Origin of the sequence: Vulcaniibacterium tengchongense, assembly GCF_003814555.1 — a bacterium.
GTDB lineage: Bacteria > Pseudomonadota > Gammaproteobacteria > Xanthomonadales > Xanthomonadaceae > Vulcaniibacterium > Vulcaniibacterium tengchongense.
Genome location: NZ_RKQN01000002.1, coordinates 416,532 through 441,380, shown reverse-complemented (window position 1 = coordinate 441,380; position 24,849 = coordinate 416,532). Strand labels below are relative to the sequence as shown.

Annotated in this window: 20 protein-coding genes; 8 read left to right on the top strand and 12 right to left on the bottom strand. The window is 75.2% G+C overall.

Going from position 1 to position 24,849, the window contains the following annotated elements:
* Window positions 1-20: 20 nt before the first annotated feature.
* Window positions 21-2,324 carry a primosomal protein N' gene (locus EDC50_RS08340; protein WP_123770019.1) on the bottom strand — a complete coding sequence of 768 codons (2,304 nt, stop codon included), beginning with the start codon at window positions 2,322-2,324 and terminating at the stop codon, window positions 21-23.
* A gap of 468 nt (window positions 2,325-2,792) precedes the next feature.
* Here EDC50_RS08340 and EDC50_RS08335 point away from each other — a divergent pair, with 468 nt between their 5' ends.
* Both EDC50_RS08335 and EDC50_RS08330 read left to right on the top strand, forming a co-directional pair.
* On the top strand, window positions 2,793-3,755 hold the full coding sequence (locus EDC50_RS08335) for a hypothetical protein (protein WP_123770018.1): 963 nt from the start codon (window positions 2,793-2,795) through the stop codon (window positions 3,753-3,755).
* On the top strand, window positions 3,745-4,392 hold the full coding sequence (locus tag EDC50_RS08330; RefSeq protein WP_123770017.1) for a DUF3106 domain-containing protein: 648 nt from the start codon (window positions 3,745-3,747) through the stop codon (window positions 4,390-4,392). Before EDC50_RS08335 ends, EDC50_RS08330 begins: the two co-directional genes overlap by 11 nt.
* A 250-nt stretch (window positions 4,393-4,642) precedes the next feature.
* Here the strand turns inward: EDC50_RS08330 and EDC50_RS08325 are convergent, their stop codons facing one another.
* The gene (locus EDC50_RS08325) at window positions 4,643-5,482 is read right to left on the bottom strand and encodes an endonuclease/exonuclease/phosphatase family protein (protein WP_242003086.1); all 840 of its coding nucleotides are present in this window, start codon (window positions 5,480-5,482) and stop codon (window positions 4,643-4,645) included.
* Window positions 5,483-5,609: 127 nt separating this feature from the next.
* On the bottom strand, window positions 5,610-7,088 hold the full coding sequence (locus EDC50_RS16665) for a DUF3667 domain-containing protein (protein ID WP_242003085.1): 1,479 nt from the start codon (window positions 7,086-7,088) through the stop codon (window positions 5,610-5,612).
* A gap of 307 nt (window positions 7,089-7,395) precedes the next feature.
* Between EDC50_RS16665 and EDC50_RS08315 the strand changes: the two genes are divergently transcribed.
* Both EDC50_RS08315 and sppA read left to right on the top strand, forming a co-directional pair.
* The gene (locus tag EDC50_RS08315; protein ID WP_123770016.1) at window positions 7,396-8,784 is read left to right on the top strand and encodes an MATE family efflux transporter; all 1,389 of its coding nucleotides are present in this window, start codon (window positions 7,396-7,398) and stop codon (window positions 8,782-8,784) included.
* A gap of 124 nt (window positions 8,785-8,908) precedes the next feature.
* A complete protein-coding gene (gene sppA / locus EDC50_RS08310) occupies window positions 8,909-10,810 on the top strand; it encodes a signal peptide peptidase SppA (protein ID WP_123770015.1) in 1,902 nt (633 codons plus the stop codon).
* 87 nt (window positions 10,811-10,897) lie between these two features.
* On the opposite strand, the gene EDC50_RS08305 is transcribed toward sppA, so the two are convergent.
* On the bottom strand, window positions 10,898-11,113 hold the full coding sequence (locus tag EDC50_RS08305) for a hypothetical protein (RefSeq protein ID WP_123770014.1): 216 nt from the start codon (window positions 11,111-11,113) through the stop codon (window positions 10,898-10,900).
* 75 nt (window positions 11,114-11,188) lie between these two features.
* Here EDC50_RS08305 and EDC50_RS08300 point away from each other — a divergent pair, with 75 nt between their 5' ends.
* Window positions 11,189-11,965, top strand: coding sequence for an SDR family oxidoreductase (locus EDC50_RS08300; RefSeq protein WP_123770013.1), 777 nt, complete (start codon window positions 11,189-11,191; stop codon window positions 11,963-11,965).
* An 86-nt stretch (window positions 11,966-12,051) separates the two neighbouring features.
* Here EDC50_RS08300 and EDC50_RS08295 read toward each other — a convergent pair whose 3' ends face one another.
* The 8 genes from EDC50_RS08295 to EDC50_RS08260 all read right to left on the bottom strand — a co-directional run bounded on the left by EDC50_RS08295 (window position 12,052) and on the right by EDC50_RS08260 (window position 21,540).
* Window positions 12,052-12,657 (bottom strand): DUF4124 domain-containing protein, encoded by a 606-nt coding sequence (locus EDC50_RS08295; RefSeq protein WP_123770012.1) that lies wholly within the window; start codon window positions 12,655-12,657, stop codon window positions 12,052-12,054.
* Window positions 12,657-13,361, bottom strand: coding sequence for a DUF4124 domain-containing protein (locus EDC50_RS08290; RefSeq protein WP_123770011.1), 705 nt, complete (start codon window positions 13,359-13,361; stop codon window positions 12,657-12,659). Before EDC50_RS08290 ends, EDC50_RS08295 begins: the two co-directional genes overlap by 1 nt.
* Before the next feature lie 100 nt (window positions 13,362-13,461).
* Window positions 13,462-14,037, bottom strand: coding sequence for an L-threonylcarbamoyladenylate synthase type 1 TsaC (gene tsaC, locus EDC50_RS08285; RefSeq protein WP_199742133.1), 576 nt, complete (start codon window positions 14,035-14,037; stop codon window positions 13,462-13,464).
* Between the two features lie 239 nt (window positions 14,038-14,276).
* Window positions 14,277-16,760: a DNA topoisomerase I gene (locus EDC50_RS08280; RefSeq protein ID WP_123770010.1), complete on the bottom strand. Its 2,484-nt coding sequence runs from the start codon at window positions 16,758-16,760 to the stop codon at window positions 14,277-14,279.
* Window positions 16,761-16,965: 205 nt separating this feature from the next.
* Window positions 16,966-17,922 carry an RDD family protein gene (locus EDC50_RS08275; RefSeq protein WP_123770009.1) on the bottom strand — a complete coding sequence of 319 codons (957 nt, stop codon included), beginning with the start codon at window positions 17,920-17,922 and terminating at the stop codon, window positions 16,966-16,968.
* A 379-nt stretch (window positions 17,923-18,301) separates the two neighbouring features.
* A complete protein-coding gene (locus EDC50_RS08270; RefSeq protein ID WP_123770008.1) occupies window positions 18,302-18,790 on the bottom strand; it encodes a DUF494 family protein in 489 nt (162 codons plus the stop codon).
* A 61-nt stretch (window positions 18,791-18,851) separates the two neighbouring features.
* The gene (gene dprA / locus EDC50_RS08265; RefSeq protein WP_123770007.1) at window positions 18,852-19,991 is read right to left on the bottom strand and encodes a DNA-processing protein DprA; all 1,140 of its coding nucleotides are present in this window, start codon (window positions 19,989-19,991) and stop codon (window positions 18,852-18,854) included.
* Between the two features lie 400 nt (window positions 19,992-20,391).
* Window positions 20,392-21,540, bottom strand: coding sequence for a LysM peptidoglycan-binding domain-containing protein (locus tag EDC50_RS08260; protein WP_123770415.1), 1,149 nt, complete (start codon window positions 21,538-21,540; stop codon window positions 20,392-20,394).
* A 187-nt stretch (window positions 21,541-21,727) separates the two neighbouring features.
* On the opposite strand from EDC50_RS08260, the gene def reads away from it, so the two are divergent.
* From def to rsmB, 3 genes are all read left to right on the top strand, one after another.
* Window positions 21,728-22,243: a peptide deformylase gene (gene def / locus EDC50_RS08255; RefSeq protein WP_123770006.1), complete on the top strand. Its 516-nt coding sequence runs from the start codon at window positions 21,728-21,730 to the stop codon at window positions 22,241-22,243.
* A 126-nt stretch (window positions 22,244-22,369) separates the two neighbouring features.
* On the top strand, window positions 22,370-23,293 hold the full coding sequence (gene fmt / locus EDC50_RS08250) for a methionyl-tRNA formyltransferase (protein WP_123770005.1): 924 nt from the start codon (window positions 22,370-22,372) through the stop codon (window positions 23,291-23,293).
* A 92-nt stretch (window positions 23,294-23,385) separates the two neighbouring features.
* Window positions 23,386-24,777, top strand: a complete 1,392-nt coding sequence (gene rsmB, locus EDC50_RS08245; protein WP_123770004.1) for a 16S rRNA (cytosine(967)-C(5))-methyltransferase RsmB — start codon at window positions 23,386-23,388, stop codon at window positions 24,775-24,777.
* The last annotated feature ends 72 nt before the right edge of the window (window positions 24,778-24,849 follow it).

Below are 24,849 nucleotides of genomic sequence, written 5' to 3'. Positions count from 1 at the left end.
CCGGCCCCTCCCGCGCGCGGTCAGTACAGGTCCACCGGATCGACGTCCAGCGACCAGCGCACCCGGCGCGCTTCCGGCAGGGCGTGGATCGCCGGCAGCGCGGCGTCGAGCGCGGCGTGCAGCGCGCGGCGTTCCGGCGCGGACAGCAGCAGCTGCGCGCGTTGGAAGCCGGCCCGGCGCGGCATCGGCGCCGGCAGCGGGCCGTGCAGCGCGAGCGCGCCGCGCCCGCCCGCGGGAAGGCCTTCGTCCCGGTTCTCGCGCCACGCGCCGGCCGCGCGCATGCGCACGGCTTCGCCGCGCAAGCCGGAGGGAGAGGCCGCCGCTTCGAGCTGCGCCTTGGCCGCGTGCAGGAACGCGTCCGCGGCCTCGGCGCGCTTGGCCTCGGCGCGCAGCAGGGCCAGGTGCGCGAACGGCGGGAAGCCGGCGGCCTCGCGCAGCGCCAGCTCGTTCTCGGCGAAGGCGTGGTAGCCGCCGGCGAGCAGCGTGGCGAGCAGGGGATGCCCGGGGTGGTGGGTCTGCAGCAGCACCTCGCCGGGGCGCTGCGCGCGGCCGGCGCGGCCGGCGACCTGGATCAGCAACTGGGCGAGCCGCTCCGGCGCGCGGAAGTCGGCCGAGAACAGGCCTTCGTCGATGCCGACCACCGCCACCAGGGTCAGGTTCGGCAGGTCGTGGCCCTTCGCCAGCATCTGCGTGCCGACGAGGATGCCGGGGCGGTCGCCGAACTTCGCCAGCGCCTGCTCGAGTGCGTCGCGGCGCTGGGTGGTGCCGCGGTCGATCCGCAGCACCGGGAACCCGGGGAAGCGCGCCGCCAGCGCCTCCTCGATGCGCTCGGTGCCGGCGCCCTGCGCCTGCAGCGCCAGGCCGCCGCAGTCCGGGCAGGCGTCGGGCACCGGCCGGCGCGCGCCGCAGTGGTGGCACTGCAGGCGGCGGCCGCCGCCGTGCACGGTCATCGCCGTGGGCTTGAGCGGGGTGCTGCAGCGGTGGCAATGCGCGCTCCAGCCGCAGTCGTGGCACAGCAGCACCGGGGCGTAGCCGCGGCGATTCCTGAACACCAGTGCCTGGCCGCCTTCCGCCAGGGCGCGCTCGATCAGCTGCAGCAGTTCCGGCGACAGCCCGGCCTCGAGTGGGCGCTTGCGCACGTCGAGCACCCGCACCTGCGGCGGCCGCGCCTCGCCCGCGCGCGCGCGCAGGCGCAGGTGCGCGTAGCGGCCGACCTGCGCGTTGCGCAGCGATTCCAGCGACGGCGTCGCGCTGCCCAGCAGCACCGGCACGCCCAGGGCCTTGCCGCGCACCAGCAGGAAGTCGCGGGCGTGGTAGCGGATGCCGTCGAGCTGCTTGAAGCTGGCGTCGTGCTCCTCGTCGACCACGATCAACCCGGCCCGCGGCAGCGGCAGGAACGCGGCCGAGCGGGTGCCGACCGCGACCCGCGCCTGCCCCGAGGCGAACGCCGCCCAAGTGCGGGCGCGCTCGCCGTCGGCCAGGCCGGAGTGCAAGGCATGCACCGGCACGCCGAGGCGGGCGCGGAAGCGGGCGAGGGTCTGCGGGGTCAGGCCGATCTCCGGCACCAGCACCAGCGCCTGGCGGCCGCGCGCCAGGCAGTCGGCGATCGCGTCCAGGTAGACCTCGGTCTTGCCGCTGCCGGTGACGCCGTCCAGCAGCATCGCCGCGAAGCCGCCCGCGGCGGCGCGCACCGCCTGCGCGGCCGCCTGCTGCTCCGGGTTGAGCCGGATCGGAGCCGGGCGCGGCGCCGGCGCGGCGACCGCGGCGGGGTCGAGGGCGATGCGCTCGGCCAGGCCGCGCCGGGCCAACGCGCGGGCCGGCTCGCGCCAGCCGTCCAGGTCGAGGTCGAGCGCGTCCTCGGCGGCGGGGCCGGCGGCCAGGCGCTCGGCCAGGCGGCGCGGCCGGCCGGGGCGCAGCCGGGGCAGCGCGGTCGCGCCGGCCTCGGTCAGGCGCCAGGCCCGGGCGCGCAGGTCCGGCACCGGCTCGCCGCGGCGCAGCGGCGCCGGCAGCGCGGTCGCCAGCACCTCGCCGAGCGGCGCATGGGTGTAGCGGGCCAGCCAATGCAGGGACTCGAGCAGTTCGCCGTGCAGCAGCGGGGTAGGGTCGAGGCGCGCCAGCGCCGCCTTGGGCTCCGGCGCGTCCGGTTCGGGCGCGCCGACCCCGGCCACCACCCCGACCAGTTCGCGGCTGCCGAACGGCACCCGCACGCGCACCCCCACGTCCGCCGGGTCGGCGGCCGCGTCGGCGGGCGGGCGGTAGTCGAACAGGCGCGGCAGCGGCAGCGGCAGGGCCACCCGCCAGACCGCCGGGGGGGCGTCGGACATCGGCCCAGTCTAGGTCAACCGCCGGGCGGCCGGCCGCGCGTCCGGGTGGAAGGGCCGCCCGGGGCGAGCTTGCGCGCGATAGCTGGCGCCGGCTCGACAAAGGTGACGCAAGTCGCGGCCGGCAAAGCGTTTTCGCCCTTATCCACACCGTGTGTGGATAAGTCTGTGCATGCCGTGTCGGCAGGCGTGCGCGATGCCGTCAATTCAAGCCCTTCAGCCAGGTTGGTGAAAAAAGTGCCAACGCCGATATGTTCTTGAGAATCAAGGGCTTGGGCGTGAAACAGTGCTGTCACCCGGGGCGCGCGGCGTGAAGACGGGGCGCCGATGACGGTTCGATTACTGCTGTGCACAACCGCTTTCGGCGGCGAACCCGCGCCGCGCCTGGCGGAGCGCGATTTGCCCGCTTGTCAAGCGGGTCCGCCGCGGCGGCGCCGTCGCTATGATGCGGCGCATGCCGATGCCGCCGCGATGAATCCGCCGTCCGTTTCCCCGCCTGCCGCGTTGTCGGCGTTCCTGCGCGGCGTCGAACGGCGCGGCGCGGTCCTGGCCGAGCTGCAGACCGGCGACGCCGAGGCCGGTGACGCCGCCCTGGTCGCGGCGATGACCGGCTTTCGCGCCGAGGCCGAGGCGCTGCCGATGAGCGCATGGCCGCAGCGCTTCTGGGCCCGCCTGCTGGCCGAGCCCGGGCTGCGCCGGCGCACGCCGGTCGCGCTGGCGCTGGACCCGACCGACCGCCTGGCCGAGCTCGGCGCCGGCCCGCGCGCGGCGCTGCTGCTGCGGCTGGCGGCCGGACTGGACGACGGCGAGGCCGCCGCCGCGCTGGGCGTGACGCCGGCCAGCTACCGCCTGGCGCTGCAGCGCGCGTTGCCGCGCCAGGCCGACGGCCGCGCCGACCCGGAGGCCTGGCAGCGGCTGCGCGAGCAGATCCACCGCCGGATCAAGACCCTGCCTCCGCCGCGCCTGCTGCGGCTGGGCCGCGCCCGCGAGGCGCTGCTGCGCGGCGAGGCGGTCGCGCCGGGCCCTGTGGCGGACGCCGCGCCGGGGCCGCGCCGCCCGCGCTGGCTGCTGCCGCTGCTGTGGGCGCTGCTGGCGTTGTGCGCGTTGGCGCTGGCGGCGACGTTCGTCCGGCCGCCCCGCCCGGCGGATGCGGGCGGCGATGCCGCCGTGCGCCTGCAGCGCCTGCCCGAGGAGCCGCCGGCGGCGGGCTACGCCGCGGAATCGGCGCTGCTGACCCATCGCGACTTCGACCTGCTCGCCGATCCGGCCGGCGAGGCCGGCAGCGCCGACCTGGCGTTCTTCAGCTGGCTGGCCGCCCAGCACGCCGCCGGTGCGGTGGCGCCGCCGCCGTTGCCGGTCGAACCGGGCGCGGCGACGCCGGCGACCGCCGCCGCCGGACCGGACGGCGGCGCGGAGACCCTCGATGCGCCGTGACCGCGCCCCGGGGCCGGGTCGCGTCGCCGCCGGCCTCGCGCTGGCGCTGCTGGCGCTGGGCGCCGCGGCCGCGCCGCCGGACTGGCTGGCGCGGTTGTCCGCCGTGCTGCCGGAGCCGCAGCGCGCCCGGCTGCAGCAGCGCTGGGACATCTGGCGCGGCTGGAGCCCGGCCGAACGCGAAGCCTATGCGCGCCGCGCCGCCGCCTGGGATGCGCTGCCCGCGGCCGAACGCGCGCAGCGCCGCGAACGCTACGCCGCCTGGCAGGCGCTGCCCGCGGCCGAGCGCGCCCAGGTGCGCGACGCCGCCGCGCGCCATGCCGCGATGCCGCCGCAACTGCAGCAGGCCTGGCGTGCCCGCTTCGAGGCGCTGGACGGCAGCGAACGCCGCGGCTGGCTGCTCGGCCCGGCGCTCGGCGCCGACTATGCCGCGCTGCAGCCGCTGCTGGCGCAGGTGCCGGAACCGCAGCATCGGCCGCTGCTGCAGGCGTTGCGCGCGCTGACGCCGGCGCAGCGCGCGCAGCTGGCGGTGCTGGCCCAGCGCACGCCGCCGCACCAGCGCGATGCGCTGCGCCGCGAACTGCTGGCGACGCCGGCGGACCGGCGCGGCGCATGGCTCGCCGGGCGATTGCAGCGCTGAAACGGGAGGCTCCGCCGCGATCGGCGCGAGCGCCCGGCCGGGAGGCGCCGCAAGCGCGGAACCGACAGCCGCGCGCAGGGCGTCCGGGCGCTATCCCCCGCGCCTCCGCCTTCCCGGCCTCGCGCCTGCTCTCGAGCGGCATGCCGGATCCGCGCCGCGCACGGAGCCATGCGTTCGCGCGCGCCTGCCTCCGCCGCCCATGCGGGAATGGCCGGCCCGCGCCGCGGCTACTCGCGCGCGCCTGCCGGCGCTAGCGTCGTTCCGGCCGCCCGGGCCGCACGCGCAACGTCGCCAGCACCCCGAAGTGGTCCGAGGCCCACACGCCCTGCGCGTCGGGCTCGCGGAACAGGATCCGCGCCGCCACGGGCACGAAGCGGTCGCGCTGGTACCAGACGTAGTCGATGCGTTCCCGGCGCGATTCGAAGTAGTGCGGGTTGAGCGTGCCGTGCGCCGCGCCGTCCGCGTCGCGGTGCAAGGCCGCGTAGGCGTCGGCGAAGCGCGGCGCCAGCGCACGCAGTTCGGGCCGGTCGGCGGCGGCGTTGAAGTCGCCGGCGATCAGGCTCGGCGCCTGCCCGGCGGTGGCCTCGACGTAGCCGAGCAGGTCGCCGATCTGGCGCGCGCGCACCGGCCCGCCGTCTTGCTCGTGGTGCAGGTGGGTGACGTAGAGGTTCAGCGGGCGGCCGTGGAACTCGACGCACAGCCAGCCGGCGACGCGATGGTTGTCGTACGGCCGCAGCCGGGACTCGCCGCGGGCGAGCACGCGGTGCCGGGTCAGCAAGGCGTTGCCGAAGCGGCGCGCGCGCCCGGGCGGGTCGGCGCTGGCGAAGTGCCAGTCGTAGCCGAGCTGCTGCGCCAGCCACTGCGCCTGGTTCGGCAGCGCCGCGTCCTGCAGCACTTCCTGCAGCGCGATCGCATCCGGGCGCAGCGCGCGCAGCTCGCGCACGATCCGCTCGCGCCGGCGCGGCCAGTCGTCGCGGTCGTGGTACAGATTGAGCGTGACCAGGGTGAACTCCGGCGTCGCGCCGTCCCCGGCGGCGGCGGGCGGCACCACCATCAGCGCGAGCAGCGCGCCGAACAGCGAACGCAACATCGTCGTACGTCGTCCCGGAACACCACCGCGATGGTCGCCGCCGAGGCCGCGCGGCGCAAGCGCGCGGCCGGGGGGCGTCAGCGCGCGTTCAACCGGCCGGCGCGCGAACGCCGCCGCGCAGCGTGCGCTACATCCGCACCAGGCTGGCCAGGGCCAGGAACGCCGCCGCGAAGCTGAGCAGCACGAAGTACAGGTGGCCGACCACGAAGTAGCGCAGCAGGGTCAGCGGCCAGCCGTTGCGGTACACGCGCTTCTGCATCAGCAGCAGGTAGACCGGCAGCCACAGCCAGAGCAGGCCCTGCAGCAGGCCCGAGATCCAGCCGAACGGCGCCCAGTGCGGCGCGATCGCGCCGCTCAGCGCCGCCAGCAGGAACATCGCCAGCAGCGCCAGGCACAGGAAGGCGTGGCTGTACAGCGCCACCGCCAGGTGCTCCAGGTACAGCCGGCCGGAACCGAGGTAGGCGAGCTTGAGCAGCAGCGCGAACACCGGCACCAGCAGGAACAGCGCCGACGGCACCGCGCCCAGCAGCGCGCGCACGTACAGGCCCGGGTCCTTCTGCGCGCGCGCCAGGTTCTCCCGGCCGTGGCCGATCTGGCGGTTGAGCCAGCGGTTGAAGAACTCCGGCGCCCATTCCACCCGCAGCGGGTGGTCGACCGGATCCCAGGGCTCGCCGTCGAAGGACAGGTCGACGTCGTCGCATTCCGGATCGCCGTACACCGCCGCGTCGCGGGTCGGGTCGCGGCGCAGGCCGCGTTCGCTGACCGCGGCGTGGTCGATCTGCAGCTGCGCGGCGCGGCAGCCGGCGGCGCGATTGGTCTGGCGGATCTCGTGCAGGCGCGCGCGGCGCGCGGCGGCGTCGGCCGCGTCGGCCAGCCGGGCGTGCAGCGGCGCCAGGCGCTGGTCGCGCAGGCGCTCGACCTCGGCCAGGCTGCGCGCCTGGCGCAGCGCGTCGCCGGGCGGCGCCTTGGCCGCGTTCGCGCGCGCCGCTTCGGCGCGGGCCGCGGCCACCTGCTCGGCGCTCAGGCCGCGCTCGACGCGCAGCTGTTCGATGCGCGCATCGGCGGCGCGTTCGACCGCGGCGATCTGCCGGTCGATGCCGGCGCGGGCGACGGTCACCACCGACGGGATCGCCGCGCGCGCCTCGGCCAGTTCGCGCAGCCGCTTGTAGCGGCGGCGCTCCACGTCGGCGATATCGTCGGCGCGGGCGAACAGCTCGACGTCGTCGTCGCCCGGCCCGGCCTCCCCGCCGGGCCGGGCCGCGGCCGCCTCGTTCGCGCGCGGCCGCTCGACGTGGATCGCCATCTGGCCGACGAAGAAGGTCAGCACGCTCAGCACCACGAACAGGCGCAGCGGCGCGATGTAGCGCGCGCGCTGGCCGAGCAGGTAGTTGATCGCGACCCTGCCCGGCACGAGCAGGTCGCGCAGGGTGCGGAACACCCGCCCGTCCAGGTGCCAGAACGCCTCGAACACTTCCTCGATCGCATGCGCGGTGTGGCGGATCGGGTTGACGATCGATTGCCCGCAGGCGTGGCAGTAGCGGCCCTGCAAGGCGGTGCCGCAGTTCTCGCAATGGCGGGGGGCGGCGGGGTCGGCGTGGGCGCTCATCGGGAACCTCGGGCTCTCTCGTCGTTCCCGCGTCCCCGCGGGGTGCCGTGTCTCGGCGATAACCGCGCCGCCTCTCCCCGAGGCGGCGAAGGTCCGTTCTTCGGTGCCGCGGCGCACCCGCGGGCGCCGCCCGCGCCGCTGCCGCTCCGGCCCGGCCTGCGCCACGAGCCAGGCGCGGGGCCTGCGCCGGCACGCTGCGCAAACCGGGCGGGCGGATCGGCGCGCTAAGATAGCCGGCCGCCGCGACCCGGCGCCAGCGGCCGACATCGGATGCGGCCCGGCCGCAGTCGCGCGTTCCGGTTCCCCCATGTCCCTCGATGTTTCCGCGCCGGCGCGCCGCGGCCTGGCCGGCGAGATCCGCACCACCGCGTTCCTGGCCGCGCCGCTGGTCGCCGGCCACGTGTCCACCGGCCTGATCGGCTTCGTCGACAACGTCCTCGCCGGCCACCACGGCACCACCACCCTGGCCTCGGTCACCGTCGGCACCGCGCTGTGGTGGCTGCCGATGATGGTGCCGATCGGCACCTTGCTGTCGGTGCCGCCGTCGGTGTCGCAGCTCGACGGCGCCGGCCGCCGCGGCGAGATCGGCGCGCTGTTCCGGCAGGCGCTGTGGCTGGCGCTCGGCCTGGGCGTGGTGCTGTTCGCGTTCCTCAGCGCGATCCCGCTCCTGCTCGGGCCGGTGGGCATCGCGCCGGAGATCGTGCCCGGCGCGACCGCGTTCCTGCACGGCATCCGCTGGGGCGTGTTCGCGCTGACCCTGTTCTTCTGCACGCGCTATCTCAGCGAAGGCCTGCACTGGACCCTGCCGACGATGCTGCTGTCGGCCGGCGGCCTGCTGGTGCTGGGGCCGCTGGGCTACGCGCTGACCTTCGGCCGCTTCGGCTTCCCCGAACTGGGCGCGGGCGGCCTGGGCTACGCTTCGGCGGCGATGCTGTGGCTGCAGGCGGTCGGCTTCCTGCTGGTGCTGCGCCGCGCGCGCCGCTTCGCCGACCTCGGGCTGTTCGCGCGCTTCGACCCGCCGCACTGGCCGACCATCCGCAACCTGCTCGCCACCGGCCTGCCGATCGGTGTGACCGTGATGATGGAGGGCGGGCTGTTCATCGCCACCGCGCTGCTGATCGGGCGTCTCGGCGAGGTGCCGGCGGCGGCGCACCAGATCGCGATCAACCTGGCCTCGCTGTGCTTCATGGTGCCGATGGGCCTGGCCGAGGCGACCACGGTGCGGGTCGGCCATGCGCTCGGCCGCGGCGACTTCGCCGGCGTGCGCCGCGCCGCGTTCGCCGGCTACGCGATCGTGCTGGCGACGCAGGCGGTCTCCGGCATCGTGCTGCTGACCGGCAACGAGGCGCTGGTCGGGCTCTACACCCGCGACGCCGCGGTGGCGGCGCTGGCGGCGTCGCTGCTGCTGTACGCGGCGGCGTTCCAGTTCCCCGACGGCGTGCAGGTGCTGTCGGCCGGCGCGCTGCGCGGGCTCAAGGACACGCGGGTGCCGATGCTGCTGGCGGCGCTGGCGTACTGGGGCATCGGCATGCCGCTGGGCGCGGGGCTCGGGCTCGGCCTCGGCTGGGGCCCGCGCGGGATGTGGATCGGCCTGATCGCCGGCCTGACCTTCGCCTCGCTGCTGCTGTGCACGCGCTTCCTGCGCGCGAGCACGCCGCGGCGGCTGGCGGCGGCGCGGTTGCGGGGCGGCGCTTGACGCGCGCCCGGGCGGCGGATGCGGGGCCGCTTTCGTTTCGCCGACGCAAGTCCGTGTTACGAATGGCGGGTGAAACCGCCGCCGCCTGCGTTTAGGCTGGTGGCCTGAACAGGAGTCCCCCGCAATGAGCCAACCCCCGCGTCGCGGCCCCATCGCCCGGTTCTTCGTCGGGCTGTGGGACGCGGTGAACTTCACCCGCCGCCTCGTCCTCAACCTGCTGTTCCTGCTGCTGCTGTTCCTGTTCCTCGCGGTGCTCGGCGCCGGCGACCGGGCCAAGCCGCTGCAGGCGCGCAGCGCGCTGGTGATCGCGCCGGAGGGCGCGCTGGTCGAGCAGTACAGCAGCGACCCGGCCACGCGCGCGCTCGGCCGCGCGGTGGGCGAGAAGGCGGGCGAGGTGCAGCTGCGCGATCTGCTGCGCGCGCTCGACGCCGCGCGCAGCGACAGCCGCATCGAGCGCGTGGTGCTGCGCCTGGACAAGCTGCAGGCCGGCGGCATGGCCTCGCTGCGCGAGCTGGCCGCGGCGATCGCGCGCGTGCGCGCCAGCGGCAAGCAGGTGATCGCGTTCGGCGAGATGCTGGACCAGCGCCAGTACCTGCTCGCCGCGCAGGCCGGCGAGGTCTATCTCGACCCGATGGGCGGGCTGCTGCTGGAGGGCCTGGGCCGCTACCGCAGCTACTACCGCGAGGGCCTGCAGGACAAGCTCGGCGTCGACGTGCACCTGTTCAAGGTGGGCGAGTACAAGTCCGCGGCCGAGCCGTTCGTGCTCGACGCGGCGTCGCCCGAGGCCAAGGAGGCCGACCTGTTCTGGATGAACGACGTCTGGCAGCGCTACCTGGCCGACGTGGCGAAGGCGCGCAAGCTCGACCCGGCGCGGATCGCGCAGGGCATCGACGAGTTGCCGCAGCAGCTGGCGGCGGTGCAGGGCGACCTCGCCCGGCAGGCGCTGCAGGCCAAGCTGATCGACGGCCTCAAGACCCGCGACGAAGTCGACGAGCTGCTGGCCGAGCGCGGCGTCGCCGACCCCGACGCCGAGGGCGGCTTCCGCCAGGTCTCGCTGGACGAATACCTCGCGCACCTGGACCGCGGCCTGGCCGAGATGGCGGGCAAGCCGCAGGTCGCGGTGGTGGTGGCCGAGGGCGAGATCCGCGGCGGCGAGCAGCCGCCGGGCACCGTCGGCGGCGAGTCCACCGCGGCGCTGCTGCGCGCCGCGCGCGACGACGAGGACGTGAAGGCGGTGGTGCTGCGGGTGGATTCGCCGGGCGGCGAGGTGTTCGCCTCCGAGCAGATCCGCCGCGAGGTGCTCGCGCTGAAGCGGGCCGGCAAGCCGGTCGCGGTGTCGATGGGCGACCTGGCCGCGTCCGGCGGCTACTGGATCGCGATGGACGCCGACCGCATCTTCGCCGACCCGTCCACGGTCACCGGCTCGATCGGCATCTTCGGCCTGATCCCGACCCTGCCGCGCGCGCTGGACAAGATCGGCGTGCACAGCGACGGCGTCGGCACCACCCGCTTCGCCGGCGCGTTCGACATCACCCGGCCGCTGCAGCCGGAAGTGGGGCAGGTGGTGCAGGCGGTGATCGAGAAGGGCTACCGCGACTTCACCGGCCGCGTCGCCCAGGCGCGCAAGCGCAGCGTCGAGCAGATCGACGCGGTCGCGCGCGGCCGCGTCTGGACCGGCGCGCAGGCCAAGGAGCGCGGGCTGGTCGACGAGCTGGGCGGGCTGCAGCAGGCGATCGGCTTCGCCGCCGCGCGCGCCAAGCTGGGCAAGCCCGACGAGTACCGGGTGCGCTACCTCGAGAAGCCGGCGACGCCGTTCGAGCGCTTCTTCGCCGGCTTCGCCGGGAGCCGCCTCGGCCGCGCCTGGCTGCGCGACTCCGGCTTCGCCCGCGATGCGCTGCTGCCCGCGCTGCTGGCCCGGGCGTCGCCGCGCACCGCCGACGACCTGCGCTTCCTCGCCGACGCGGCGACGCCGCGCGCCGGCGGCGTGCCGGTGAAGGCGCTGGCGTACTGCTTCTGCGGGTTCTGACCGCGGCTTCTCTCCCGCGGGAGGGAGCCGTCGCGTGCCGCGTCCAGGCGCCCGCGACCGCGGGGCGTCCGACGCAGCGCGGTGCCGCTAGCCGCCGGCGGCCTCGATCGCGCCGCGCCGCGCCCGGGCGGCGCGCCTGGCCGCGGCATCGGCGGCCCCGGCCTGGTCCAGCGGCGCCTGGATCACCTCGCGCAGCTGGGTCGCCTGCGGTTCCGGCGGGCGCTCCTTCTCCGGCGGCTTCGGCTTCGAGCAGCCGGCGCCCAGCGCCAGCGTCAGTACGGCGAGCAACAGCCTGCGTGCCATCGCGGCACTCCTCGCTATGACCCGCCGCTATGCTACTCCCGCGCCGCGGCGAAGGCCGCACCTACGGAGGCAGCGATGGATCCCAAGCGTTGGCGGCTCGACGGTCAGCTCGCCCTGGTCACCGGCGGCAGCGCCGGCATCGGCCGTGCGATCGCGCGCGAGCTGCTCGGCTTCGGCGCCGACGTGCTGCTGGCCGCGCGCGACGCGGCCGCGCTCGACGCCGCGCGCGCCGAGCTGCAGGAGGACTTCCCCGAGCGCGAGATCCAGGCCTTCGTCGCCGACGTCGCCGACGAGGAGCAGCGCCGCGAACTGCTGGACTGGGTCGAGGACTTCGGCGAGGGCCTGCACGTCCTGGTCAACAACGCCGGCGGCAACCTGAGCAAGGCCGCGACCGACTACACCGAGGACGAGTGGCGGCAGATCTTCGAGGTCAACCTGTTCTCCGCGTTCGAGCTGTCGCGCTACGCGCACCCGCTGCTGACGAGGCACGCCGCGTCCTGCATCGTCAACGTCGGCAGCGTGTCCGGGCTGACCCACGTGCGCACCGGCGCGCCCTACGGCATGAGCAAGGCCGCGTTGCACCAGATGACCCGCAATCTCGCGGTCGAATGGGCCGAGGACGGCGTTCGGGTGAACGCGGTGGCGCCGTGGTACATCCGCACCCGCCGCACCTCCGACAAGCTCGCCGACCCGGACTATCTCGACGAGGTGCTGCTGCGCACGCCGCTGGGCCGCATCGGCGAGCCGGAGGAAGTGGCCGCGGCGGTCGCGTTCCTGTGCCTGCCCGCGGCGGGCTACGTCACCGGCGAATGCATCGCGGTGGACGGCGGGTTCCTGCGCTACGGCTTCTAGCCGCCGCGCGGCCACTTGGCCTCGCCGAGCGCGCGCGGCGTCGCGCGAGCGTCCGGCCACCACAGCGTTACGCGCGCCGCGTGCCCTCAATCGCCGCAGAGGCTGGCGGCGAGCAGGCGGCGGACGCGTTCGGCCTCGGCCTGCGCGTCCGGGCGCCGCCCGCCCGGGGCGAAGCGCGCCTTGAACTCCAGTTCGCCCAGGTACCGGCGCCATTGCGTGCATTGCGCCTCGGCGGGCACGGCTTCGCAGCGGTCCTGCACCACCTGGCAGGCGCTGCCGGCGGCGGTGGCCCGGGTGCCGTCGAGGCCGACCACCGGCAGCGGCACGCAGCGCGAGGGCGGCTGCTCGGCCTCGCTGTAGTAGCGCTCGCGGTCCTGGCCGCCGCAGACGTACAGCGGCGGCGGTGCGACGCGCGATGCGGCGGCGGGCGCCGGCGCCGGTGTCGCAATCACCGGCGCGGCTGCGGCGGGCGCCGGCGTGGCGGGCGGCAGCGCGCGCCACGGCGCCGCCGGCGCTTCGATGACGCGCGTCTCCTGCTTGCTCCCTTGCGGGCACGGCCGGTCGTTCTGCAGCGCGACGCGGCCGGCGGCGTCGGTGCAGCGATAGATCACCGTCTGCGCCTGCGCGGCGCCGGTCGCGGCGACCAGGACCGCCGCGGCAAGGCGCGGCGCGATGCGGGCGCGACGGGGCATCACAGGTCGCGGCAGTCGTGGGCCAGGCGCGCGTCGATGCCGCGTTGCTCGTCGTCGATCCGCCGGCGCTCGCTCTGCAGCGCGCTGTTGTAGCGGCGGTCGAGCTCCCAGCGGCGGTCGCGCAGGCGCGCGCAGACGTCCTGTTGCGGCAGCGGATGGCATTCATCGCGCACCCAGGCGCCGGCGGGATGGAGGTAGCCGGCGCGCGGCGGCAGCGGCGAGGGCAACGGCGGAGGGTCGCCGACGCGCACCTCGTAGCGCGTATCGCCGCCGATGCGGCCGCCGACGCGCGCATGCACGCCACCGCCGTACGGCAGCGCCGGCGCCGCGCCGACCGGGTAGCCGAGCACGCCCAGCGGCACCCAGCGCGGATTGCCTTCGCCGGTGTCGCTGAGGTAGCGCTCGCCGTCGGGCGTCGTGCATTCGTACATCGGCCGCGGCGGGGTGCGGTAGACGACCACTTCGCGCTCGCGCGGCGCGGCGGTCGCTGCGGGGGCCGGCACCGCGGCGGCGGGGCGCGGCGGCGGGTCGGTCGGGCGCTGCATCGTGCGCACCTGCTGGGTCTCGCCGCGGCGGCAGGGCGTGTCGCGCAGCGCGACGCGGCCGGCGGCATCGGTGCAGCGGTAGATCGTCACCTCGGCGGCGCGCGCCGGCGCCGCCGCGATCGGCAGCAGGGCGAGGATCGGGGCGGCCAGCCAGCGCATGGGCCCATTCTGGGGCAGAAACCGGGAACCGGGAGTGAGGCCACCGGAGGAAGCTCCCCCGGCTTCCCGTCCCCGTCTCTCGTTTCCGGCCTTCCCGCCATCAGGCGCGCAGGACCGCGCCGCTGCGGGCGTCGCGGATCGCGGTAGGGGCGGTCAGGCCGCCGGTCTCGCCCTCGCAGACGCCGTCGATCCGCGCCAGCAGGGCCGGGTCGAGCTCGGGGCGGGCGAACGCCGGCGGCTGGCCCGACAGGTTGGCGCTGGTCGAGACCAGCGGCGCGCCGAAGGCTTCGCACAGCGCGACGACGACCGGGTGCGCGCTGACCCGCACCGCCACGCCCGCGTGGGCGCCGCGGATCCACGCCGGCACGCGCGCGGTGGCCGGCACGATCCAGGTGTTCGGGCCGGGCCAGCTGGCCAGCACCGCATCGCGGCGCTCGGCCGGCAACGCGTCCCAGTCGAGCAGGCCGTCGAACTGAGGCAACGCGGCGGCGATCAGGATCAGGCCCTTGTCGACCGGGCGCTGCTTGATCGCGAGCAGGCGCTCGCTGGCGGCGCGGTCGAACGGGTCGCAGCCCAGGCCCCAGACCGCCTCGGTCGGGTAGGCGACCACGCCGCCGCGGCGCAGCGCGGCGGCGGCGGCGGGAACGGCGAGCGCGGGCGGGATCGAGTCGGGCATCGGCGATCGGTGGCAGGGGACCGCGGCGAGCATAGCGGCTTCGCGGCGCAGGTCGAGTGCCGCGCGGGTCGCTGCCATGCGGCTGCGATGCGGCGAAGCTGCCGCCGATTCCGGCCGGCTTTGTTGCCCTCGCTCCCCGGCCCTTTCCCGCAGGCGGGAAGGGGGCGCCACCGCTTCGCTCGCGCACGCGGAGGGAGGCGGCGCGCACGCGCCGCCCGTGCCGGCGCGCGCCCTGGCGTTCAGCCCGCCGCGCGCTTGGCCGCCTTCTTCGCCTGCGCCTTCTTCGCGGCCTTCTTGGCCGCGGTCTTCTTCGCCGCCTGCTTGGCGGCCTGTTTCGGCGGCGCCTTGCGCGCGGTCTTCTTGGCGGCGGGCTTGGCCGCAGCGGCGTCCTGGGGGGGCTTCTTCGCCGCCGCCTTTCTGGCGAAGCGGCCGCGCACCGGCTTGCCGGTTTCCTCGAGCAGCCGGGTCGCCTCCTCCAGGGTCAGCGAGCCCGGGTCGCGGTCCTTCGGGATCTTGCCGTTGAGCCTGCCGTCGCTGATGTACGGGCCGAAGCGGCCGTTGAGCACCTGCACGTCGCTGCCGTCCCACTGCTGGATGATGCGGTTGCGCGCGATCTCTTCCTTCTGCTCGATCAGGAACACCGCCCGCGCCAGGTCGATGGTGTACGGGTCGTCGTCCTTGGTCAGCGAGGCGTAGGTGCTGCCGCGCCTGGCGAACGGGCCGAAGCGGCCGATGCCGACGCTGACTTCCTGGCCGTTGGATTCGCCGAGCTTGCGCGGCAGCTTGAACAGCTCCAGCGCCTCCTCGAGCGTGATCGTGTGCATCGACTGGCCGGGCCGCAGCGAGGCGAACTGGAGCTTCTCGTCGGTGTCCTTGTCGCCGATCTGCGCGTAGGGCCCGAACCGGCCCAGGCGCACGCTGACCGGCTTGCCGCTCTTCGGGTCGGTGCCGAGCTCGCGCGCGCCGGTGGCCTCGCTGCGGTCGACCGACTCGGTCTTGTCCTCGACCAGTTCCTTGAACGGGCCCCAGAACTTCTCCATCAGCGGCACCCAGTCCTCCTCGCCGCGGCTGACCGCGTCGAGCTCGTCCTCCATCTTCGCGGTGAAGTCGTAGTCGACGTAGCGGGTGAAGTGCGAGCTGAGGAACTTGGACACGGCGCGGCCGACGTCGGTCGGGCGGAAGCTGCGGCCCTCCATCTCGACGTACTTGCGGAACAGCAGGGTCTGGATGATCGAGGCGTAGGTGGACGGGCGGCCGATGCCGTACTCCTCCAGCGCCTTGACCAGCGCCGCCTCGGTGAAGCGCGGTGGCGGCTGGGTGAAGTGCTGGTCGGCGTGGATGCGGTCCAGCGGCACGCGGTCGCCGGGCTTCATCGCCGGCAGCTTGCGGCCCTCGTCCTCGTCCTCGGAGGTCTTGGTGTCCTTGCCCTCCTCGTACACGGCGAGGAAGCCGGGGTCGACCACGGTGGTGCCGGACGCGCGGAAGCTGTGCGCGTTGCCGGCGGCGAGGTCGACGCTGACGGTGTTGAGCGTGGCCGGCACCATCTGCGAGGCCACCGCGCGCTTCCACACCAGTTCGTACAGCTTGCGCTCGTCTTCGGACAGGTAGCGCGCCACCTGCGCCGGCGTGCGCAGCGCCGAGGTCGGGCGCACCGCCTCGTGCGCCTCCTGCGCGTTCTTGGACTTGGTCTGGTAGGCGTTCGGCTTGTCCGGCAGGGCGCGGGTGCCGAAGTCGCGCGCGATCACGTCGCGGATCTCGGCCACCGCGTCCAGCGCGAGGTTGACCGAGTCGGTACGCATGTAGGTGATCAGGCCGACCGTGCCTTCCTCGCCCAGGGTCACGCCCTCGTACAGCTTCTGCGCGACCTGCATGGTCTTGCGGGTGGTGAAGCCGAGCTTGCGCGCGGCTTCCTGCTGCAGCGTGGAGGTGGTGAACGGCGGCGCCGGGCGGCGCTTGCGCTCCTTGCTCGCCACGTCGGTGACGTGCAGCGCGCCGGCGGCGGCCTGGACGATGCGCTGGCGGGCGGCCTCGGCGGCCTCGCCGTCGGTGATGGTGAACTGCTCGAACTTCTGTCCGTCGAGCCTGGTCAGCTTGGCGGTGAACGGCTGCGCCGGATGCGCGCACTCGGCCTCGATGGTCCAGTACTCGCGCGCGACGAAGGCTTCGATCTCCTCCTCGCGCTCGACGATCATGCGCAGCGCGGGGCTCTGCACGCGGCCGGCGGACAGGCCGCGCTGGACCTTGCGCCACAGCACCGGCGACAGGTTGAAGCCGACCAGGTAGTCGAGCGCGCGCCGCGCCTGCTGCGCGTCGACCAGTTCGCTGGAGATGGTGCGCGGCCGGCTCATCGCCTCGCGGATCGCGCGCGGCGTGATCTCGGTGAACACCACCCGGTGCAGCGGCTTGCCGTCGAGCAGGCCGCGCTCCTTGAGGATCTCGGCGATGTGCCAGCTGATCGCCTCGCCCTCGCGGTCCGGGTCGGTGGCCAGGTACAGCGCCTCGGCCTGCTTCGCCGCCTTGGCGATGGCCTCCACGTGCTTCTCGTTCTTGTCGATCAGCTCGTAGCGCATCGCGAAGCCGCGCTCCGGGTCGACCGCGCCCTCCTTCGGCACCAGGTCGCGGACATGGCCGTAGGAGGCCAGGACGGTGAAGTCCTTGCCGAGGTACTTGTTGATCGTCTTGGCCTTGGCGGGCGATTCGACGATGAGGAGGTTCTTGGCCATTGGGCGACTCCGCAGGACGGTCCGGGTCCTGCCGGGGGAAACGACTGGACGGCTAGAGATGGCGACGCCCGCGGGGCGGCCGCGGGCGTGCTTCTTTTTCTATTGAGGCCATGCGCCGGCCGCGCCTGTCAAGCCGGCGCGGCGCGGGCCGCTACCGGCGTCGCGCCCGGCCGGGTCGCCGATGCGGTTCCGTTCAGGTTCGGGGTCAGGCGCCGGCGCGCTGCAGATAGCTCTGGTAGGCCGGGAGGGCGACGGCGAACAGCACCGCCAGGTAGGCGATCAGCAGCAGCGCGCCCAGGACCAGCACGGCGATCGTCACCGCGCCCAAGGCACGGCGCTGGCGCTGCGGCTGGCCGGTGTAGGCCCAGCGGTCCACCACCAGCACGCCCGCGGCCATGTCGTGCAGGCCGCGCTTGCGTTCGGTGAACGCGGCCATCAGGTAGCCGACATAGAGCGTGAAGTAACCCAGCAGGTGCGAGACCCAGCGGCCCAGCGCATGCGCCCGGCCCAGGCGCCGTCCGGACGCGTCGACCACCTTGATGCCCACCGCCATCTTGCCGAGCGTGGCCTGGGCCGGCGACGACTCGAAGCCGACGAAGTACAGCGCGCTCAGCAGCGGATACAGCAGGTAGACCAGGCCGAGCAGCGCGAACGCGCCCGCGCCGAGCCCGCCTTCGCCCAGGCCGGCCAGGCCGGCGCCCGCGCCGAGCGCGACCATCGCCACGATCAGGATCACGTAGTAGGCGATCGCGACCAGGACCTGGTCGATCATCAGCGCCGCCGCGCGCTTCCAGAAGCCGGCGTACACCACCTCGCCGCCGCCGTGGTAGCCGGCGTCCTCCGCCAGCGCGGCCTGCGGCGGCGCGTAGGGCGAGGCCGCCATGCCGCCCGCGCCCGGCGCGGCGGCCGCCGGCGCGAACGCGGGCGCGCCGGCAGGCGCCCCGGCATCGGCGAAGGCAGGCGCGGCGGCCTCCGGCAGGGGCGCGACGTCGAGTTCGAGCTGTTCGGAGAAGCGGTCCAGCGGCTGCCAGTCGCGCACGCCCGGGTGCCAGGCCAGGGTGTCGCGGTCGATCTCGCCGCGGCGGTAGCGCTCGCGTACCGCGTCGGCCGGCAGCGGCCCGACCCGGCCCTGGCCGGGCACGTGGTAATACCAGTCGTTCATCCCGCGTCCCCTTGTCGTATCCCCGCCGCGATCTTAGGGCCTGTTCATGCCCGTGTCGCGTCGGCGGCGGCGCCGCGGCGGTATCCCCCGGCCGAGCGCTCGGGTGCCAAACGCCATCCCGGCCCCGGCCGAGCGGCACGTGCGCGTTCCGCGCCATCCTCGTTCCAGGCGACGGACGACTGGTCCTCCTGGGGAGGGGACCAAGGCGCCGCGCCGGACGGCGCGCGGGAACACTAGATGGGGATGCGGACGCCGCCGTCCGCAAGGCCGAATTCGGCGCGCGCCGGCGGAGCGGAAAAAACGAAAGCGGGCAGGTGCGACCCGCCCGCTTCCCGTTCTCCTCGCATCGCTCCGGTACCGGCGCAGGCGGCGCCGCGCCTCAGTGCACCGGCTCGGGCTCGTCCTCGAAGATCTGCGTCTCCATCCACGCGTAGGCGGCCTCGCTGCCGGGCTGGTTGAACAGCACCATCAGCACCACCCACTTCAGGTCGTCCAGGTCGATCTGGTCCTGGTCCAGGGCCATGGCGCGGTCGAGCACCAGTTCGCGCTGGTCGGCGTCGAGCACGCCGTGCTGCTCGAGGAACAGCAGGAAGCCGCGCGCCTCGACATCGAGCTTGTCCAGCTCCGGGCCGAAGAACACCCGCACCGGCCCGTTCGCGCGTGGCGCGGCCGTGCTCGGCCGCTGCCGGGCGAGCGCGTCCAGCCATTCGAAGGCCTTGTGGATTTCCGCCGGGCTGAAGCCGGCCTTGCCGAGTTCGTCGAAAAGGGGGCCGCTGCGGAGCGAATCGCTGTCGCGGACCAGGTCCGCATCGTCGGAGAAATAGTGCTCGAACAGGTACAGCAGGACGTCCAGGATGCTCTCTTTCATTTCCCTCGGCCTGCGCCGCACGCGGCGCGGTGGGCAGAACTTGCGGCGGAACCGCCCGGCCTCAACGGCTGCGGAAGTAGCGGCCGTGCCGCGAGGCCACGCGGCCTTCAAGCTCCATGAGCAGCAGCATGGAGGACACCGCCGCGGCCGTCAATCCGGTGCGCGCGACCAGCTCGTCCATACCTGTCGGGTCGTGGCCGAGCGCGTTCCACAAGGTCTGGTGGTCGGGGTCCGCCGGCGGCGGGTCCGCTGCGGGCGCCGCGTCGTTCCCCTGTGAAGGCGAAATGGGGGCGCACAGGCGCGCACGCAAGTCCGTGGCCAGCTCCGCCGCTTGCGCGGCGAGCGCGTCGATCGCCTCGCCCGGGCCTTCGATCAGCGCCGCGCCGTCGCGGATCAGGCGGTGGCAGCCGCGCGCGAGCGGATTGCGGATCGAGCCGGGCAGCGCGAACACCTCGCGCCCGGCCTCGGCGGCCAGGCGCGCGGTGATCAGCGCGCCGGAGCGCAGCGCCGCCTCGACCACCACCGTGCCCAGCGCCAGCCCGGCGAGGATGCGGTTGCGGCTGGGGAAGTGCCCGCGGTGCGGGCCGGTGCCGGGCGGGTGCTCGCTGACCACCACGCCGGAGGCCGCGATGCGTTCGAGCAGGCCGGCGTTGGCGCGCGGGTAAGCCACATCGGGGCCGGTGCCGAGCACGGCCACGGTGAGGCCGCCGGCCTCGAGCGCGCCTTCGTGCGCGGCGGTGTCGATGCCGGCGGCGAGGCCGCTGACCACCGCCAGCCCGGACGCGGCGAAGGCGTGGGCGAACTCGCGCGCGTGCTCGCGCCCGCCGGGGGTCGGCGCGCGGCTGCCGACCACGGCGATACCGGGGTGCCACAGCCGCGCCGGCTCGCCGGCGACGAACAGCGCCGGCGGCGGATTCGGGGTGCGCCGCAGCTGCGGCGGATAGTCCGGATCGTGCCAGCCGAGCAGGTGGCGGCCGGGCGCGGCGAGCCAGGCCCGCGCCCGCGCCAGCGCGGCGCGGTCCGGCTGCCGCAGGGCTTGTGCCTGGTCGGCGTCCAGGCCGGCGATGCGCCAGGCATCGGGACCGGCGCGGCAGGCCGCCGCGGCGCTGGCGAACCGCTCCAGCAGCCCGCGGCGCGGCGCGGCCGGCCCGCCGGCGAGGGCCAGGCGCAGCAGGGCGTCGATGTCGTCGTCGCAGCGCATCGCCCCAGTCTGCGTCGGCCGGCGCGGGCGCGCGCTCGGCGGGCGCCGCGGCATCGGGTAGGAAAACGCCGCAGGCGGGACCCCGGCCAGGGCTCCGCGGATCGGCGTGGAGACGACCCGTTGCGTCGTCCGGAACCCCGGTCGGCCCGGGTGCCGGGCGCGGGCGGTCTTGCCCTGCCCGGGCGCGCGTGTCCGCGCCGAGCGTTGCGGAACGGCGCGGATGCCGGAGCGGAAAGGACCGTCTCAGGTTCGGCCCGATGGGCGCACGCGCGGATGCGCGATCCACCGTGGCCCGATCGCGCCACGCCCGGTCGCGGCGCGTCGCGCCGCATGCGCCGAGGGCGGCCGTGGCCGCCCTCTCGTCCCGCGCGCCGGTTCGCGGCGAAGCGCCGCGGCCGCGTCAGTGGGTCGCGTCGGGGTGCTTGAGCGCGTAGCCGATCCGGGTCGGGCGCACGCTGTCCATCACCAGCGCGTAGCTGACCTTGTCGAAGGTGCGGAACACCATCGCATGGCCGGCGAATTCGTCCGGCAGCTTGACCTTGCTGCCGCGGCCGACCAGGTCGGGGCTGCGATCCAGGCCGACGCGGACGCGGTCGGCCTCGGTGCTGCCGACGCGCCAGGTCGAGAGCACGGTGCCGTTGTCGATGCCGTCGCGGGCGCCGACCGACAGCGCGACCACGTCGCGCGGGCCGCCGGTGGTCAGGGTGTCGGCGACCGCGAGCACGTGCGCGCGCCTGGCCGGCAGTTCCTGCCTGGGCGGATGCGGGAAGAACTGCAGGTCGTAGGGCTGGGCCTCGACCGGGATCAGGCGGTCGCCGACCCGGACCTCGCGCCCGGACACGTCGATCACCACGGTCGCGGCCTCGGCGTCGCCGGCCTGGCCGCGGCTGACGGTGGCGGTGGTGAGCTTCATCAGCTCGTAGCCGAGGAACTCGCCACCGCCGGGCGGCAGCTGGTAGTTCCACATCTGCTCGGTGCCGATGTTGCGGCGGCCGCGGAAGTCGAGGTCGTCCGCGCGGCGGTTGGCGTTGCCGCAGCAGCGCTTGGGGTCGAGGCCGACGTAGCGCGCGCCCGGCCGCACCACCAGGTAGCGCTGGCCGGGCTGGGCGTCGGCCAGGCCCTTCACGTAGGCGACTTGGTTCAGGCTGCTGCGCAGCCGGTCCTCCTCCAGGCCGACCACGTAGGGCAGGTGCTCGAAGCTGTCGACCACGCGCAGGTCCTTGAGGAAGGCCTCGACCTCCGCCAGCGGGATGCCGGTGATCGGCGCTTCCTCGCGCGGGCCCTCCTGCACCGCCACGCGATCCAGGTAGGCCAGCGACAGCACGTCGCCCGGATAGATCAGGTGCGGGTTCTTGACCTGCGGGTTGGCCTGCCAGATCTCCGGCCACAGCCAGGGCTTCTTCAGGAAGCGCCCGGCGATGTCCCACAGGGTGTCGCCGCGCTTGACCACGTAGGTATCGGGATGGTCGCCGCGCAGCTCGGCGGCGATGCCGTAGGTGGCGATCGTGAACAGCGCCGCGGTCAGCACCGTGCGCAACGGTTTAAGCATGGTGGCCATCTGCCCGGATTCCCCTTACTGCGCTGCTTCCGCAGCTCCGCCGCGCCGCTGAACGGCGGGCCCCGCGCGGCACTATAGCCCAGAAAAAGCGCGGGGTTGCAAGCGAATGCCGGGGGTAAACGGGGTTACAATCCACCGGCACGTTGCGGTTGTGACGCACGCCCCCATTTCCAACGCCATGGCCCTGCTCCCCATCCTCGAATTCCCCGATCCGCGCCTGCGCACCGTCGCCGCGCCGGTCGATCCCGCGCGCGTGCCCACGCCCGGATTCCAGCGCCTGCTCGACGACATGTTCGAGACCATGTACGCGGCGCCGGGCATCGGCCTGGCCGCCAGCCAGGTCGACGTGCACCAGCGCTTCATGGTGATCGACGTCAGCGAGGAGAAGAACCAGCCGCTGGTGTTCATCAACCCGGAGATCGTCGCCCGCGAGGGCGAGCAGGTCTGCCAGGAAGGATGCCTGTCGGTGCCCGGCATCTTCGCCGACGTGACCCGCGCCGACCGCATCACCGTGCGCTACCTCGACCGCGAGGCCCGGCCGCAGGAACTGCGGGCCGACGGCCTGCTCGCGGTGTGCATCCAGCACGAGATGGACCATCTCGCCGGCAAGCTGTTCGTCGACTACCTCTCGCCGCTCAAGCGCGAGATGGTGCGCAAGAAGCTGGCCAAGCAGCGGCGCCAGGCCGCGGCCTGACGCGCGCCGCGCCGTGTGGCGCGGTGGTCCCGGGCGGGGCGAGCGGCGCCGCGGCGGGGCCGGCGGCGCGGTGGCCCCCTCGCGCGATGGCTGCGCCGACATCCCCGTTCTTCGAGTCTCGTCCGCATGCGCCTCGTTTTCGCCGGTACGCCCGACTTCGCCGTGCCCAGCCTGCGCGCCGCCGCGCAGCGCGGCGAGGTCGTCGCCGTCTACACCCAGCCCGACCGCCCGGCCGGGCGCGGCCGCGCGCTGACGCCCTCGCCGGTCAAGCGCGAGGCGCTGCTGCGCGGCATCCCGGTGCTGCAGCCGGAGAGCCTGCGCAAGGCCGAATCGCGGGCCGCGCTGCGCGCGCTGCGGCCGGACCTGATGATCGTGGTGGCCTATGGCCTGATCCTGCCGCAGGCGGTGCTGGAGATTCCGACCCACGGTTGCTGGAACGTGCACGCCTCGCTGCTGCCGCGCTGGCGCGGCGCGGCGCCGATCCAGCGCGCGATCGAGGCCGGCGACGCCGAGACCGGCGTGTGCCTGATGCAGATGGAGAAGGGCCTGGACACCGGGCCGGTGCTGCTGTCGCGGGCGACGCCGATCGGCGAGCACGAGACCGGCGGCCAGCTGCACGACCGCCTGGCCGAGCTCGGCGCGCAGGTGCTCGGCGACGGCCTCGGCCTGCTGCGCGCCGGCATCCGCCCGGTGCCGCAGCCGCAGCCGGAGGCGGGCGTGACCTACGCGCACAAGCTCGACAAGGCCGAGGCGAAGCTCGACTGGACCCGGCCGGCCCGCGTGCTGGCGAACCAGGTGCGCGCGTTCAACCCGTGGCCGATGGCCGAGGCGGTGGTCGCCGGCGAGCGCCTGCGCCTGCACGGCGCGGTTGCGCGCGACGAGGCCCACGGCGCGGCGCCCGGCACCCTGCTGCGCGCCGGCCGCGACGGCCTCGACGTGGCCTGCGGCGAAGGCACGCTGCGCATCCGCGTGCTGCAGCGCGAGGGCGGCAAGGCGATCACCGCCGCCGACTACCTCAACGCGCGGCGCGATCTGCTGGCGCAGGCATAGCGCCGTCCGTTCGCCGCCGCCGGTCGCACGCGCGGCGCGGCATCGTGCGCCTTCGCCGTCCCCGATGTTCCTGCCGATGACTCGCCGAGCCCGTGACCGACGATAAGCCGCCCTCCGAACGCCACGCCCCGCCGCGCGCGCGCCACGCCGGGGCGCGGGCGCCGTCGCGTCGCGGCGGGCGGGCGGGCAGCGGCGCCGCGCCACGCGCCGCCGCCGCGCGCGTGCTCGACGCGGTGCTGCATCGCGGCCGCTCGCTGAAGACGGAACTCGCCGCAGCGCTGCCGGCGCTCGGCGATCCGCGCGACCGCGCCCTGGTCGAGGCGATCTGCTTCGCCGTGCTGCGTGCGCCTTCGCGCTACGAGGCCGCGGTCGGCGCGTGGATGCCGCGCCCGCTGCCGCGTCGCGACGGCGAGCTGAAGGCGCTGCTGTACGCCGGGCTCGCCCAGCTCGATCCGCTGCGGCTGCCGGCGCACGCGGCGCTCGCCGCCACGGTCGAAGCGGCGCGCGGGCTCGGCCGCGCGCACCAGGCCGGGCTGGTCAACGCGTTGCTGCGCCGCGCCCAGCGCGAGGGCGTGCCGGCCGGCGATCCGGCCGCGCACTGGCCGGCCTGGTTGCGCGAGCGCCTGGCCGCGGACTGGCCGCGGGACCTGCCGGCGATCCTCGCCGCCAGCGCCACCGAGCCGCCGCTGTGGTTGCGCGTCAACCGCCGCCGCGGCACGCGCGATGCCTATCGCGAGCGCCTGCGCGAGGCCGGCATCGAGGCCGCGATCGATCCCGCGCTGCCCGACGGGTTGCGCCTGGACGCGACGGTGCCGGTGGCGGCGCTGCCGGAGTTCGACGCCGGCGCGGCGTCGGTGCAGGACGCCTCGGCGCAGCTGGTCGCCGAGGCGCTCGCGCCCGCGCCGGGCGCGCGCGTGCTCGACGCCTGCGCCGCGCCCGGCGGCAAGGCCGCGCACCTGCTCGAACGCGACCCGGGCCTGCGCCTGCTTGCGCTCGACGTCGACCCCGTCCGCCTGGAGCGGGTGCGCGCCACGCTCGCGCGCCTGCGCCTGGACGGCGCGACCTTGCGCGCGGCCGATGCCGCCGATCCGGGCGCGTGGTGGGACGGCGCGCCGTTCGACGCGGTATTGCTGGACGCGCCGTGCTCCGCCACCGGCGTGATCCGCCGCCAGCCCGACGTGCTGCGGCATCGGCGCGCCGCCGACCTCGACGCGCTGGTCGCGGCCCAGGCGCGCCTGCTCGACGGCTGCTGGCGCACGCTCGCGCCCGGCGGCGTGCTGCTGTACGCGACCTGTTCGATCCTCGAGGCCGAGAACGCGGCGCAGATCGCCGCCTTCCTCGCGCGCACCCCGGACGCGCGCGCCGAGCCGCTGGACGCGCGCTTCGGCCGCGTCAGCGGCGCCGGCCGCCAGCGCCTGCCCGGCGAGCACGGCGGCGACGGGTTCTTCTATGCGCGCCTGCGCAAGAGCGGCGGGAGCGGGTAGGGCGCGACGGGGAACGAGCAGCTCGCGCGGCGCGCGTTCGTTCCTCGTTCTTCGTTCCTGGACGCGCCGGCC